The following is a 13,560-nucleotide window of genomic DNA, read 5'->3' on the forward strand; positions in this document are numbered from 1 at the left end:
ACGGGCGGGGGCCACGGGCGCCCGTCGTTGCTACGGGAGCGACGGCGGGGTCTTGGCCGGTGTCGCCTCCAGCGCCTCCAGCGCGAGGCGGATCGCCTCGTCCAGCTGGACGTCCCGGCCCGCCGCGTGGTCCTGGGGGCGCTGCACCACCTCCACGTCCGGCTCCACTCCGTGGTTCTCCACGCCCCACTCGTGGCCCTCCACCCAGAACGCGTACTTCGGCTGGGTGATCAGCGTGCCGTCGACCAGGCGGTAGCGGCTGTCGATGCCGATGACGCCGCCCCAGGTGCGGGTGCCGACCACCGTTCCGAGGCCGAGTGCCCTGATCGCCGCGTTGACGATGTCGCCGTCGGAGCCGGAGAACTCGTTGGCGACGGCCACCACCGGGCCGCGTGGCGCGTCCTGCGGGTAGCTGTAGGGCCGCATGCCGCGGGGCACGGCCCAGCCGATGATCCGTCGGGCCAGCTTCTCCACCACGAGCTGGGAGGTGTGGCCGCCGCGGTTCTCCCGCACGTCGACGACCAGGCCCTCGCGGGCCACCTCCACGCGCAGGTCGCGGTGGATCTGGGCCCAGCCGGGGGCGAGCATGTCCGGCACGTGCAGATAGCCGAGCCGGCCTCCGGACCGCTCGTGGACGTGGGCGCGGCGGCCGGCGACCCACGCGTGGTAGCGCAGCGGCTCCTCGTCGGCGAGCGGCACCACGACCGCGTGCCTGGGCTCGCCGCCGCCGGACGGGGAGACGGTCAGTTCGACGGGCTTGCCGGCGGTGCCGACCAGCAGCGGGCCCGGCCCCGTCACCGGGTCGACGGGCCGGCCGCCGACCGCCACGATCGCGTCCCCGGCGCGCACCGCGACACCGGGCGCGGCCAGCGGGCTGCGCGCGTTCGGGTCGGAGGTCTCCGAGGGCAGGATCCGGTCGATGCGCCAGCTTCCGTCCTGGTGGCGGGAGATGTCCGCGCCGAGCAGCCCCTGCCGGGCGCCGCGGCCGAAGGCGCCGTACGGCGTGACGTAGGCGTGCGAGGTGCCGAGCTCGCCGTGCACCTCCCACAGGAGGTCGACCAGGTCGTCGTGGGTGGCGAGACGGTCCAGTACGGGCCGGTAGCGGTCCAGGACGCCGGTCCAGTCGACGCCGCCCATGTCGGCCCGCCAGAACTGGTCCCGCATGATGCGACCGGTCTCCTCGTACATCTGCCGCCACTCGGCGGCCGGGTCGACGGTATGCCGGACCCGGCCGAGGTCCACCGTGATGTTGGAGTCGCTGTCCTCGTCACCGGAGGCGCGCCGGTCGCTGGGCACCACCTTGAGCTTGCCGTCGGTCCACAGCAGGACCCGTTTGCCGTTCCCGCTGACCTCGAAGTGGTCGGCGTCGGCGGCGAGGTGCTCGATGCGCTGCTGGGCCAGGTCGTAGCGCTCCAGCTCGGTCTTCGGGTCCGGGTCGTCGGGGGTGGCGCGGGAGGCGCCGAGCAGGCCGGTCACCGGGTGGCGCAGCCACAGCACTCCGTCCCGGGCGGCGCGCAGGTTGGAGTAGCGGGCGGCCTCGACGGGGAAGGGCACGATGCGGTCGGCGAGGCCGTCGACGTCGATCCGGGTCGCCGGGGCGCCCTCGCTGCCCGGGGTCTCCTCCTTGTCGGACACCTCGAAGGGGCGGCCGTGCCGCTGCGGGCCGAACGGGGAGGGCGTGGTCGCGGCCAGGGTGATCAGGTACGGGCGGGAGCTCTCCACGAACGCCAGGTCGAAGACGTGTTCGTCGTAGACCGGGTCGAAGGAGCGGTGGGAGAGGAAGGCGAGGTGCTTGCCGTCCAGGGTGAACGCCGGGGCGTAGTCCCGGAACCGCAGCGGGGTGGCCTCGGTGACCGACAGGTCGGTGGTGTTGGCGAGCCGGAGCTGGCTGAGCGGTTCCGGCCCCGGGTGGGACCAGGCGAGCCAGGCCGAGTCGGGCGAGAAGGCGAGGCCGGTGACGTCGCCGTCCTCGCTGCGGTCGACCTCGCGGACCTCGCCCGTCTCGCGTTCGACGAGCAGCAGCCGTCCGTCGTGCGAGGCGACGGCGGCGCGGCTGCCGTCGGGCGCCATGGCCAGCCCCAGAACCCTGCCGAGCTGCCCGGCGGCGAGGCGGCGCGGCGTCCCGCCGGGGGCGAGGCCGGTGGCGGGCGCGAACTCCAGGGCGTCCTCGCCCTCGGCGTCGGTCACCCACACCACCCACTCCTCGCCCTCGGCGCGGAACGTGCGCGGCAGCCGGCTCCGGACGCCCGGCTCGGCGGCGAGCGCGCGGGCGGGGCCGGAGCGGTGGGTGACCCAGTGGACGGAGCCGCGCACGGCGACCGCGCTGCCGCGCGCGGTGTGGTCGGGGGCGGCGGAGCCGAACCAGCGGGCGGCGTTGACCGGGTAGGGCTGGAGATCGACCCGCGGGCCGCCGAGCCGGATGTCCAGGCGGCGCGGTTCGGCGCCGTCGAGGTCGTCCAGCAGCCACAGTTCACCCGAGCTGGAGTAGACGACGCGGGAGCCGTCGGTGGCCGCGTGCCGCGCGTAGAAACCGCCCAGGGGGGTGTGCCGGCGCAGGTCGGAGCCGTCGGCGAGGGAGGAGTACAGCGCGCCGGTGCCCTCGTGGTCGGAGAGGAACGCGATCCTCTCCCCCACCCACAGCGGGTACTCGATGTTGCCGTCCACGTCCTCGTGCAGCCGGACGAACCCGCCGTCGTCCCGGGAGCCGTCCTCCTGCGGCCCGGGGGACGCCGCGGCGCCGATCCACAGCTTGCCCGCCGTGCCGCCCCGGTACCGCTTCCACCAGGCCGCCTCCCGGCCCATCGTCACGGACAGCAGCACCGTGCGCGGCCCGAACGCCACGTCGCCGACCGGGCCGTAGGGCAGCGTGCCGGCCGGTCCGCCGTCCAGCGGGACGGCTCTGGCCCAGCTGCGCCGCAGACTGGCCTGGCCCTGGGTGCTGATCGCGAGGACCTCGCCGTCCGGGGTCCAGCCGCGCACCTGGGTACGCCAACTCCCCCAGTGCGTCAGGCGCCTGGCGGAGCCGCCGGCGACCGGGGCGACGTGCACCTCGGGCGCGCCGTCCCGGGTGGAGGTCCAGGCGACCGTGGCGCCGTCGGGTGAGATGCGGGGGTGGTTCACCGGCACGTTGTCGGCGCTGACCCGCCAGGCTCTGCCGCCGTCCAGCGGCGCGAGCCACACGTCGTCCTCGGCGGTGAAGGCGACCAACTCGCCGTGCGGATGCGGAAACCGGAGATAGGCAGACGATGCGGACTGAGTCACCCGATCACCCTACGCAGCGGCGGCGGCCGCGAACAGGGGTCGCCTCGCTTCCCCTCGCCGCCCGCCGTCCCCCGCGCCCCTGTTCAGGCGCGCGGCAGCAGCCACTCCTGGAGTTCCACGAGGTTGCCCTCCGGGTCCGCGAGGTGGGCGACGCGCATGCGGTCCGTCATGGGCCGCGGGCCGTGCAGCAGGGTCGCGCCGCGGGCGGTGATCTGCGCGCAGTACGCGTCGAGGCCGTCCACGCGCAGCACCACCAGCGAGCGGTGCCCGGTGACCGGGTGGCCCAGCTCGCCGAGCAGCTCGGCCATCATCGCCCGGTCCTGAAGGGCGATGCCCGCGGACCCGGTGTCCGGGCTGAACTTCTCGTACGGTCCCCGCTCCGCGCCGGACTGCGGCTTCAGGCCCAGGACGTCGGCGTAGAAGCGGTAGCAGGCGGTGAAGTCGGTGACGAACAGGCGTACTTGGGCGAGTTCCACGGTTCCCCCTACAGGTCGGACCGGCGGTTCAGGACCAGCGGCCGGTCCGGCCCAGGAGCAGAGCGGCGGCCGCCGTTCCCGCGGTCGAGGTACGCAGTACCGTACGCCCGAGGACGTAAGCCCGCGCACCCGCCTCCCGGAAAAGCGCCAACTCCTCGGGGGAGACTCCTCCTTCGGGGCCGACGACGAGCACGATCTCGCCCTGGGCGGGGAGTTCGGCCGTCGCGAGGCGTTCGTCGCCGCTCTCGTGGAGCACGGCGGCGAAGTCGGCCCCGGCGAGCAGCGCGGCGACCTGCTTGCCCGTCGCCGCGTCCGCGACCTCGGGGAACCGGACCCGGCGGGACTGCTTGCCGGCCTCGCGGGCGGTCGCCCGCCACTTGCCGAGCGCCTTCGCCCCGCGCTCGCCCTTCCACTGGGTGATGCAGCGGGCGGCCTGCCAGGGCACGATGGCGTCGACGCCGACCTCGGTCATGGTCTCCACGGCGAGCTCGCCGCGGTCTCCCTTGGGGAGGGCCTGTACCACGGTGATGCGGGGAGTCTCCGGGGGTTCCTCGTGCAGGGTCCCCAGGTCCGTGACGACCAGGCGGTCCTTGCCCTCGGCGGCCTTCACCACGCCCTCGGTCCAGCGCCCGCGCCCGTCGGTGAGCACCACGTCCTCACCGGGCCGCAGCCGCTTCACCGAGACCGCGTGCCGGCCCTCGGGGCCGTCGAGCACGAACTCGGGGCCGATTCCGTCGAGTCGGTCGGCGACGAACACCGGCGCCGTCATCGTCCCTCACCCCCGGCCGGCCGGTGGCCCGTCATCGCCGCTCGCGCGGTGTCGAGCTCGGCCGCCAGCACCTCCACCAGCCGTCCGGCGGGCAGCTCGCGCGCCAAGCGGTGCCCCTGCCCCGCCCACAGCGCCATGCCCTGCGGGTCGCCCGCCCGCGCGGCGGCCTTGCGCAGTGGTGAGGTGAGGTGGTGGATCTCCGGGTAGGCGGCGGGCGCGTACGGGCCGTGCTCACGCATGAAGCGGTTGACCAGCCCGCGGGCGGGCCGCCCGGAGAAGGCCCGGGTCAGCTCCGTGTGGGGGAAGAGCGGGTCGGTCAGGGCCTGCTTGTGCAGGGGGTGCGCGCCGGACTCGACGGTGGCGAGGAACGCCGTGCCCAGCTGTGCGGCGCTCGCGCCGGCGGCTAGGACGGCGGCGATCTGGCTGCCGCGCATGATGCCGCCGGCCGCGACGATCGGGAGGTCCACCGCCTCGCGGATCCCGGCGACCAGGGAGAGGACGCCGATGCCCGCGCCGTCGTTCTCCGGCTGGTCGCGGTGGGCGCCCTGGTGGCCGCCGGCCTCCACGCCCTGGGCGACCACCGCGTCGGCGCCCGCCCGCTCCACCGCGAGGGCCTCCTCGACGGTGGTCGCGGTGACCAGGGTGAAGGTGCCCACCCGGTGCAGGGAGTCGACGACCTCACGGGTGGGCACGCCGAAGTGGAAGGAGACGACCGGGACCGGGTCGTCGAGGAGGACGGCGAGTTTGACCTCGTAGCCGTCGTCCCGGCCGCAGTCCGGGTCGCCCAGCTCCGTTGCGTACCAGCCGGCCTCGCCGGCCAGTTGCTGGGCGTAGAGGTCGACGGCGCCGGACTCCGCGTGCTCGGGCTGGGGCATGAAGAGGTTCACGCCGAAGGGGCGGCCGGTCAGCCCGCGCACCTGCTTGATCTCCTGGTACACGCCGTCGGCCGTCTTGTACCCGGCGGCGAGGAACCCCAGCCCGCCGGCGTCGGACACCGCGGCGGCGAGCTGCGGCCCGGAGGGACCGCCCGCCATCGGAGCCTGCACGATCGGGTGCGGGAAGAGATCGGTCAGTGCGGAGGACATGACCGCATGGTGTCACGTCCTCCCAATGACTCCGAATCCGGGCGACCTCCGGCATATGCCGGAGGCAACCGATCGCCCATGGGCGGCGGCCGCCGTCCGCGCGCCGCGCACGGCCCCGGTCGCTCCCCGGTCCTGACGCCGCGCGCCGGCGGCCGTCGAACGCGTCCTTCGACCGTGAGGACAGGCCCTGCCGCCCCGGCCGACCGTGCCGCCCCGGGGCCGGTCCCCCGGGCCCCCGGCCGACCGTCAGCGACCGTTGAAGGCGTCCTTCAACCGCGAGAACAGGCCCTGCTGCCCCGGCTGGAACTGCCCCTGCGGGCGCTCCTCGCCGCGGAGCTTGGCGAGCTCGCGCAGCAGGCGCTCCTGCTCCGGGTCGAGCTTGCTCGGGGTCTGGACCTCGACGTGGACGATGAGGTCGCCCCGGCCGCCGCCGCGCAGGTGGGTGACACCGCGGCCGTGCAGCGGGATCGACTGGCCGGACTGGGTGCCCGGGCGGATGTCGACCTCCTCCAGGCCGTCCAGGGTCTCCAGCGGGACCTTGGTGCCGAGGGCCGCCGCGGTCATCGGGATGGTGACCGTGCAGTGCAGGTCGTCGCCGCGCCGCTGGAAGGTGGCGTGCGGCAGCTCGTGGATCTCGACGTACAGGTCGCCGGCCGGACCGCCGCCCGGGCCGACCTCGCCCTCGCCCGCGAGCTGGATGCGGGTGCCGTTGTCCACGCCGGCGGGGATCTTCACCGTCAGGGTGCGGCGGGCGCGGATGCGGCCGTCGCCCGCGCACTCCGGGCACGGCGTCGGGACGACCGTGCCGAAGCCCTGGCACTGGGGGCAGGGGCGGGAGGTCATGACCTGGCCGAGGAAGGACCGGGTCACCTGCGAGACCTCACCGCGGCCGCGGCACATGTCACAGGTCTGGGCGGTGGTGCCGGGGGCCGCGCCCTCGCCGTTGCAGGTGTTGCAGACGACGGCCGTGTCGACCTGGATGTCCTTGGTGGTGCCGAAGGCCGCCTCGTCCAGCTCGACCTCGAGCCGGATCATCGCGTCCTGGCCGCGGCGGGTGCGCGAGCGCGGTCCGCGCTGCGACGCCGTGCCGAAGAACGCGTCCATGATGTCGGAGAAGTTGCCGAAGGCCCCGGCCCCGAAGCCGCCCGCGCCGGCGCCGCCGGACTGCGAGAGCGGGTCGCCGCCGAGGTCGTAGACCTGCTTCTTCTGCGGGTCCGACAGCACCTCGTAGGCGGCGTTGATCTCCTTGAACCGCTCCTGGGTCTTCGGATCGGGGTTGACGTCCGGGTGCAGCTCGCGTGCGAGCCGCCGGAACGCCTTCTTGATCTCATCCTGCGACGCGTCGCGGCGCACGCCGAGAACGGCGTAGTAGTCCGTGGCCACTTACGACTCCGCCAGGATCTGTCCGACGTACCGTGCCACTGCGCGTACCGCTCCCATCGTTCCCGGGTAGTCCATGCGGGTCGGTCCGACCACGCCGAGCTTGGCGACTGCCTCGCCGCCCGAACCGTAGCCCACCGACACGATGGACGTGGAGTTGAGTCCTTCGTAGGCGTTCTCGTGACCGATGCGCACGGTCATGCCCGGATCCTGTGTCTCACCGAGCAGCTTCAGCAGGACGACCTGCTCCTCCAGCGCCTCCAGTACGGGCCGGATGGTGAGGGGGAAGTCGTGTCCGAAGCGGGTCAGGTTGGCGGTGCCGCCGATCATCAGCCGCTCCTCGTTCTCCTCGACGAGGGTCTCCAGGAGCGTGGACAGCACCGTCGAGACCGTCCCGCGGTCCTCCAGGTCGAAGCCTTCCGCCAGGTCCTCCACCAGCTGCGGCACGTCCGCGAAGCGGCGGCCGGCGACCCGGCTGTTCAGCCGCGCCCGGAGGTCCGCGAGCGAGGTCTCCCCGAACGGGGCCGGGCAGTCGATCATCCGCTGCTCGACCCGGCCGGTGTCCGTGATCAGCACGAGCATCAGGCGCGCGGGCGCGAGCGCCAGCAGCTCCACGTGCCGCACCGTCGAGCGGGTCAGCGACGGGTACTGCACCACGGCGACCTGCCGGGTCAGCTGCGCCAGCAGCCGCACCGTGCGGGCCACCACGTCGTCGAGGTCGACGGCGCCGTCGAGGAAGTTCTGGATGGCGCGCCGCTCCGGCGCGGTCATCGGCTTCACCCCGGCCAGCTTGTCGACGAACAGGCGGTACCCCTTGTCGGTGGGAATACGGCCGGCGCTGGTGTGCGGCTGGGCGATGTAGCCCTCGTCCTCCAGGGCCGCCATGTCGTTGCGGACCGTGGCCGGCGAGACGCCGAGGTTGTGCCGCTCGGTGAGGGCCTTGGAGCCGACCGGCTCCTCGGTGCCGACGTAGTCCTGGACGATGGCGCGCAGCACCTGCAGCCTTCGCTCGCTGAGCATCGCGCACACCTCCAGAGTCGTCCCTCGGATCCCGCCTGGCACTCGGCGCATACGAGTGCCAGCATTCCCCGGCCCAGTGTACGGCCGTCGGGTACACCCCGGGCAAGGCCGGCTCCACGGAGGCTAGCGTCGGGGCATGACGGTGACTTGGGAAGAGCTCGGGTGGGAGCGGCTGGCGGACGGGGTGGGCCGGGTCCGGCTGCCGGGGTGGGACTGCACGGTCGGGCTGGTGGTCGGGGAGGGTTCGGCGCTGCTCGTGGACGCCGGGTCGAGCCTGGCGGAGGGCGCGCGGCTGGGTGCGCAGGCGGCGCGGCTCGCGGGCGGCGGTGTGACACTTCTCGCGCTGACGCACCCGCACTTCGACCACGTCCTCGGGGCGGCGGCGTCCGGCGCCGCCGAGTGCTTCGCCGCCGAGGGGGCGTACGCCCTCCACGCCGACGAGCGCGGGCGCGAGGAGCTGCGCGCGGACGCGGTGCGCCACGGGCTGGACGCGGGGGCGGCCGCGGAGGCGGCGGCGGCCATGGTGCGCGGCGGCCGGGAGGTCCGCGACCGGCTGGCGCTCCCGCTGGGCGGCGGCCGGGAGGCGCTGCTGGTGAACGCGGGGCCCGGGCACAGCGGGCACGACCTGGCGGTGGTGGTGCCGGGCGACCGGCCGGTGGTGTTCTGCGGGGACCTGGTCGAGGAGTCCGGCGAACCCCAGGCGGGCCCCGACGCCGTACCGGACCGCTGGCCCGCCGCCCTGGACCTGCTGCTGGAGCTGGGCGGAGCGGACGCGTCGTACGTGCCCGGGCACGGTGCGGTGGTGGACGCGGCCTTCGTTGGGGCCCAGCGGGACGCGCTGGCGGCACGCTTCGGCGTGTCGCGCTGATCCGCCGCGGGTTTCTCCTATCGTCACTCGAATGCGCCATCCCGTCTCCGGCCACCGCCCTTCCGACGAGGGGCCCCCGGGCCCGCGCCTTCGTTCGTACTCGCCCGATCTCACTCCGCCGTGGAAGAAGCCCCGGACCGTGCCGGAGATCGCGGCCGAGCCGGGGCTGGTGGTCGAGGAGCCGGGCACCGGCTTCTGCGGGGCGGTGATCCGCTGCGAGGCGGGCACGGTGACCCTGGAGGACCGCTTCGGCAAGCACCGGGTCTTCCCGCTCCAGCCCGGCGGCTTCCTGCTGGAGGGCCGGACGGTGACCCTGGTGAGGCCGGCCTCGGGCCCGGTGCGTCCCACCCGCACGGCATCCGGTTCGGTGGCCGTCCCCGGCGCACGCGCGCGGGTGGCCCGCGCCGGGCGCATCTACGTGGAGGGCCGGCACGACGCCGAACTGGTCGAGAAGGTGTGGGGCGACGACCTGCGCGTCGAGGGCGTGGTCGTGGAGTACCTGGCGGGCGTGGACGACCTGCCGGCGGTCGTCGAGCGGTTCGCCCCGGGCCCGGACGCCCGCCTCGGCGTCCTCGTGGACCACCTGGTGCCCGGCTCCAAGGAGTGGCGGATCGCGCAGTCGGTGACCAGCGAGCACGCCCTGGTGGTGGGCCACCCGTACATCGACGTCTGGGAGGCCGTGAAGCCGTCCTCCCTGGGAATAGCGGCCTGGCCGCGGGTGCCCCGCGGCCAGGACTGGAAGACGGGGGTCTGCCGCGCCCTGGGCTGGCCGGACAACACCGGTGCCGCCTGGCAGGGCATCCTGGCGCGGGTGCGCTCCTACAAGGACCTGGAGCCGGAGCTGCTGGGACGGGTGGAGGAGCTGATCGACTTCGTCACGGCCCAGCCGTAGCGCCGCGGCCGGGGCGGTCGCGGCGCTTGCGGTGCCCGCCGCCGGGAGCCGCCCCGGTACGACCGAGGCGGGCCCGGCCCCTCGGGACCCCGCGGCCGCCCCGGCCCGGCGGACCCCGGCCCGGCGGGTCCGGATACCGCCGGATCCGGACTCAGCCGGGTCCGGACTAAACCGGGTCCGGACTCAGCCGGCCTCAGTCCACCAGGTCCCGTACCACCGCGTCCGCCAGCAGGCGCCCGCGCAGGGTGAGCACGGCGCGCCCGGCCCCGTACGGCTCCGGCTGGAGCAGGCCGTCGGAGAGCGCCCGGCGGGAGGCTGCGAGGCCCGCCGCGTGCAGGAGGTCCAGCGGAACGCCCTCCCGCAGCCGCAGCTCCAGCAGGATCCGCTCCACCCGGCGGTCCTCCGCCGTGAGGATTTCCCGGCCGGCCCCCGGTGAGCGCCCGGCGGCCAGGGCCGCCGCGTACGCGCCCGGGTGCTTGACGTTCCACCAGCGCACGCCGCCCACGTGGCTGTGGGCTCCGGGGCCCGCGCCCCACCAGTCGGCGCCGCGCCAGTAGAGCTCGTTGTGCAGGCACCGGCCGGCCTCGGAGGTGGCCCAGTTGGACACCTCGTACCAGTCGAAGCCGGCCGCGGACAGCGTCTCCTCGGCGATCAGGTAGCGGTCGGCGTGCGCGTCGTCGTCGGTCATCAGGATCTCGCCGCGGCGGATGCGGCGGGCGAGCCCGGTGCCCTCCTCGACGATCAGGGCGTACGCCGAGACGTGGTCGGGGCCGGCGCCGAGGGCGGCGTCGAGGGAGGCCCGCCAGTCGTCGTCGGACTCGCCGGGGGTGCCGTAGATCAGGTCCAGGTTGACGTGCTCGAAGCCGGCCGCGCGGGCCTCGGCGACGCAGGCCTCGGGGCGGCCCGGGGTGTGTGTCCGGTCGAGCACCCTCAGCACGTGCTGCCGCGCACTCTGCATGCCGAAGGAGATCCGGTTGAAGCCGCCGTCCCGCAGGGCCGTCAGGTACGCCGGGTCGACGGACTCGGGATTGGCCTCCGTGGTGACCTCCGCGTCGGGCGCGAGGCCGAACTCGTCGCGGATCGCCGCGAGCATCCGCACCAGGTCGTCGGCGGCGAGCAGCGTGGGCGTGCCACCGCCGACGAAGACGGTGCGGACGGCGCGCGGGTCGTCGCCGAGGACCTTGCGGGCGAGGCGGACCTCCTCGACGAGCGTCTCGGCGTAGTTGTCGCGGGAGGCGAGCACACCGCCGGTGCCGCGCAGCTCGGTGGCGGTGTAGGTGTTGAAGTCGCAGTAGCCGCAGCGGGTGGCGCAGTAGGGGACGTGCAGGTAGAACCCGAGGGGCCGGTCGGCCGCCCCGGCGAGCGCGGTGGCGGGCAGCGCGCCGTCGGCGGGGACGGGCTCGCCGTCGGGGAGTGCGGAAGGCATGTCCTCCATTGTCCAGCACCCGGGCGGTCGCCCGCCGTCACTCCGCCTGGAGCACCAGCAGGGCCAGGTCGTCCTCCGGCGGCCGCTCGCCGAACTCGTGCACGAGCCGCTGGATGCGTTCGGCGATCAGTTCCGCGTCGAGCCCGGCGCAGCCGGCCAGGGCGGCGGCGAGCCCGTCGCCGTCGTCGAACTGCCGGGAGCCCGAGCGCCGCTCGGTGATGCCGTCGGTGACGCACAGCAGGCTGTCGCCGGGTCGCAGCTCGAAGGTCTCGCAGACGTACGTCTCGTCCTCGATGACGCCGAGCAGGGTCTGCGGGCGGGCGACCGCGCGGACGTCGCCGCTCCGGGCGAGGACCAGGGGCAGCGGGTGCCCGGCGCAGGCGAGGGTGCACCGGACGCCGCCGTCGAAGGGGGCGAGTTCGCCGTACAGCAGCGACAGGAAGCGGGTCTGGGGGCCGTCGCCGGGGGCCGGGGTGCGGCCGCCCGCGGCGACCAGGACGCGGGCGGCGGCGTCGGCGGCCTCGGTGGCGTCGTCGAGCAGGAGCTGGTTGAGGCGGTCAAGGACGTCGGCGACGCCGTATCCCTCCCGGGCCAGCAGCCGCAGCCAGGGCCGGGCGAGGCCGATGACCACGGCGGCCTCCGGCCCCTTGCCCTGGACGTCGCCCACCGCGAAGCACCAGCGGCCGTCGCCGGCCGGGAAGAGGTCGTAGAAGTCGCCGCTCGGGCCGCCCTGGTCGCACGGCTCGTAGACGAGGGCGCTGCGCACCCCGGGAATCTCGGCCACCGCTCCGGGCAGCAGTCCGCGCTGGAGGACGGCGCTGATGGTGGCCTGCCGGGCGTACTGCCGGGCCGCGCCGATGCCGAGCGCGACGCGCCGGCTGAGGTCCTCGACCAGTCCGGTGATCTCGTCGGGGAATCCGATCGGTCCGCTCCGGCCGATGACCAGCGTGCCGAGCGGGCGGCCGCCGGCGATCAGACGGTAGGCGAGCGCCGTGCCGTCCGTGGCGCGCGGGCCCAGGGCGTGGCCGGGCCAGGGGTAGGGCGCGGGGCCGGAGCGCGGTCCGTCGGCCGGCTGCGGAGGGTCCTTCTCCAGGGCCTGGCGCAGTTCGTCGATGCGGTTCTCGCTGCCGTGCCAGACCCGGGCGAGCCGGGGACCGGGCAGGCCGACGCCGTCGTACCGGCCGGCCGGGCCGTCGTCACCGGTCCAGCGGGCGGATCCCCACCGGGCGGTGGACTCGTCCTCCAGCCACACCGCGCACCAGTCGGCCAGCCGGGGCACGATCAGCTGACCGGTGAGCGCGGCGACCAGGTCCTCGTCGAGCTGCCCGGCGAGCAGGTCGGAGGCCTCGGCGAGGAAGGTCAGCGCGCCGCGGCCCAGCCACTCGCGGTCGCGTTCGGCCCGCTGCGGATCGGGCGCCAGGAACTCGGCGACGCCGAGCCCGTACTCGGCGCCGTACGCCCCTTCCCCTTCCTCCTCCCCCTCGCCCGGCGCGCCGTCCTCGGCGGGCAGCCGGGCCCAGACCGTCTTGACGCCGGGCCGGTAGGTGATGCCCCAGGCCTCGGCGAGGGCGGCGACCAGGCGCAGCCCCCGGCCGTACTCCGGCGCCTCGTACGGGGTCGGGGCGGGGTGGTCGCGAGGGGCGCGCGAGGGGTGCTGGTCGGAGACCTCGACGACGCACGCGCCGGTCTCCGGCTCCAGCCGGCAGATCAGCTCCACGTCGGTGCCCGCGTGCACGACGGCGTTGGTGACCAGTTCGCTGACGACGACCAGGACGTCGTCGGCCAGCCGGTCGGGGACGGTCAGACCGAGATCCAGCCACTCCGTGAGCGCCGCGCGCGCCAGCGCACGAGCGGCGCCCGGCGCGTGGGGACCGCCGGGCAGCGTCGCACGCTCCTCGGTGCACGCCCCCGCGCACGGGGGCGCGGGCACGCCGGAGGCACGCGGTACGGTCTCCCGTTGCGTCGGAATGACTCCCATCCGCAGCTCCCGGGGATCTTCACGAATCGGGCGTCGACTCGGTTCGGTCGATGCCGACAGGGTGACAGACCGACTGCGTTCATAAGCATGGAGTTACCGAAGTGGGCCGTTTTTCACCGCGACTGTGCTAGCGAGCGCCCGGAGCGAGGCCGGATCCGAACGCGTTCGGGCCGGGGTCGCCGGGGCCTGTCGCCGCGGCCGGTCGCCGAGGCGGCGGACCCGCCGGGGCCGCGCGGTGAACGCCGGCGCGTGCGGCTCCGCCGCGTGGACGCGCCCCGCCCGCCCGGCCGGTCCGCGACCGCTGCTCCCGGCTCCCGGCTCCCGGCTCCCGGCTCCCGGCTCCCGGCTCCCGGCTCCCGGCTCCCGGCTCCCGGCTCCCGGCTCCCGGCTCCCGGCTCCCGGCTC

Annotated in this window: 10 protein-coding genes; 2 read left to right on the plus strand and 8 right to left on the minus strand. The window is 75.0% G+C overall.

Translation table 11 applies throughout. The features are described 5' to 3' along the window. Positions 1-30: 30 nt before the first annotated feature. The 6 genes from ACF061_RS03355 to hrcA all read right to left on the minus strand — a co-directional run bounded on the left by ACF061_RS03355 (position 31) and on the right by hrcA (position 7,991). Positions 31-3,261: a S41 family peptidase gene (locus tag ACF061_RS03355; RefSeq protein ID WP_392265080.1), complete on the minus strand. Its 3,231-nt coding sequence runs from the start codon at positions 3,259-3,261 to the stop codon at positions 31-33. Between the two features lie 83 nt (positions 3,262-3,344). After that, entirely contained in the window at positions 3,345-3,737 is a 393-nt protein-coding gene (locus ACF061_RS03360; RefSeq protein WP_392265081.1) for a VOC family protein, read from the minus strand. A gap of 28 nt (positions 3,738-3,765) precedes the next feature. Next, a complete protein-coding gene (locus ACF061_RS03365; RefSeq protein WP_392265082.1) occupies positions 3,766-4,506 on the minus strand; it encodes a 16S rRNA (uracil(1498)-N(3))-methyltransferase in 741 nt (246 codons plus the stop codon). Continuing rightward, positions 4,503-5,591: a nitronate monooxygenase gene (locus ACF061_RS03370; protein WP_392265083.1), complete on the minus strand. Its 1,089-nt coding sequence runs from the start codon at positions 5,589-5,591 to the stop codon at positions 4,503-4,505. Before ACF061_RS03370 ends, ACF061_RS03365 begins: the two co-directional genes overlap by 4 nt. A gap of 246 nt (positions 5,592-5,837) precedes the next feature. Beyond that, positions 5,838-6,974 carry a molecular chaperone DnaJ gene (gene dnaJ / locus ACF061_RS03375; protein WP_392265084.1) on the minus strand — a complete coding sequence of 379 codons (1,137 nt, stop codon included), beginning with the start codon at positions 6,972-6,974 and terminating at the stop codon, positions 5,838-5,840. After that, positions 6,975-7,991, minus strand: a complete 1,017-nt coding sequence (hrcA, locus tag ACF061_RS03380) for a heat-inducible transcriptional repressor HrcA (protein ID WP_392265085.1) — start codon at positions 7,989-7,991, stop codon at positions 6,975-6,977. 136 nt (positions 7,992-8,127) lie between these two features. On the opposite strand from hrcA, the gene ACF061_RS03385 reads away from it, so the two are divergent. Together ACF061_RS03385 and ACF061_RS03390 are read left to right on the plus strand one after the other, a co-directional pair. Continuing rightward, entirely contained in the window at positions 8,128-8,859 is a 732-nt protein-coding gene (locus ACF061_RS03385) for an MBL fold metallo-hydrolase (RefSeq protein WP_392265086.1), read from the plus strand. A gap of 31 nt (positions 8,860-8,890) precedes the next feature. After that, positions 8,891-9,751 (plus strand): DUF3097 domain-containing protein, encoded by an 861-nt coding sequence (locus ACF061_RS03390; RefSeq protein ID WP_392265087.1) that lies wholly within the window; start codon positions 8,891-8,893, stop codon positions 9,749-9,751. 193 nt (positions 9,752-9,944) lie between these two features. Here ACF061_RS03390 and hemW read toward each other — a convergent pair whose 3' ends face one another. Further along, positions 9,945-11,177: a radical SAM family heme chaperone HemW gene (hemW, locus tag ACF061_RS03395; protein WP_392265088.1), complete on the minus strand. Its 1,233-nt coding sequence runs from the start codon at positions 11,175-11,177 to the stop codon at positions 9,945-9,947. 37 nt (positions 11,178-11,214) lie between these two features. Then, complete coding sequence (locus tag ACF061_RS03400) at positions 11,215-13,155, minus strand: SpoIIE family protein phosphatase (protein ID WP_392265089.1); 1,941 nt, start codon at positions 13,153-13,155, stop codon at positions 11,215-11,217. Between the last annotated feature and the right edge of the window lie 405 nt (positions 13,156-13,560).

It is taken from the genome of Streptomyces sp. NPDC015220 (assembly GCF_043079345.1).
Classification (GTDB): Bacteria; Actinomycetota; Actinomycetes; order Streptomycetales; family Streptomycetaceae; genus Streptomyces.

Coding starts and splice junctions, on each gene's coding strand:
- ACF061_RS03390 (WP_392265087.1), top strand. CDS start 8,891: ATGCGCCATCCCGTCTCCGGCCACCGCCCTTCCGACGAGGGGCCCCCG.
- hrcA (WP_392265085.1), bottom strand. CDS start 7,991: ATGCTCAGCGAGCGAAGGCTGCAGGTGCTGCGCGCCATCGTCCAGGAC.
- ACF061_RS03385 (WP_392265086.1), top strand. CDS start 8,128: ATGACGGTGACTTGGGAAGAGCTCGGGTGGGAGCGGCTGGCGGACGGG.
- ACF061_RS03400 (WP_392265089.1), bottom strand. CDS start 13,155: ATGGGAGTCATTCCGACGCAACGGGAGACCGTACCGCGTGCCTCCGGC.
- ACF061_RS03365 (WP_392265082.1), bottom strand. CDS start 4,506: ATGACGGCGCCGGTGTTCGTCGCCGACCGACTCGACGGAATCGGCCCC.
- hemW (WP_392265088.1), bottom strand. CDS start 11,177: ATGCCTTCCGCACTCCCCGACGGCGAGCCCGTCCCCGCCGACGGCGCG.
- ACF061_RS03370 (WP_392265083.1), bottom strand. CDS start 5,591: ATGTCCTCCGCACTGACCGATCTCTTCCCGCACCCGATCGTGCAGGCT.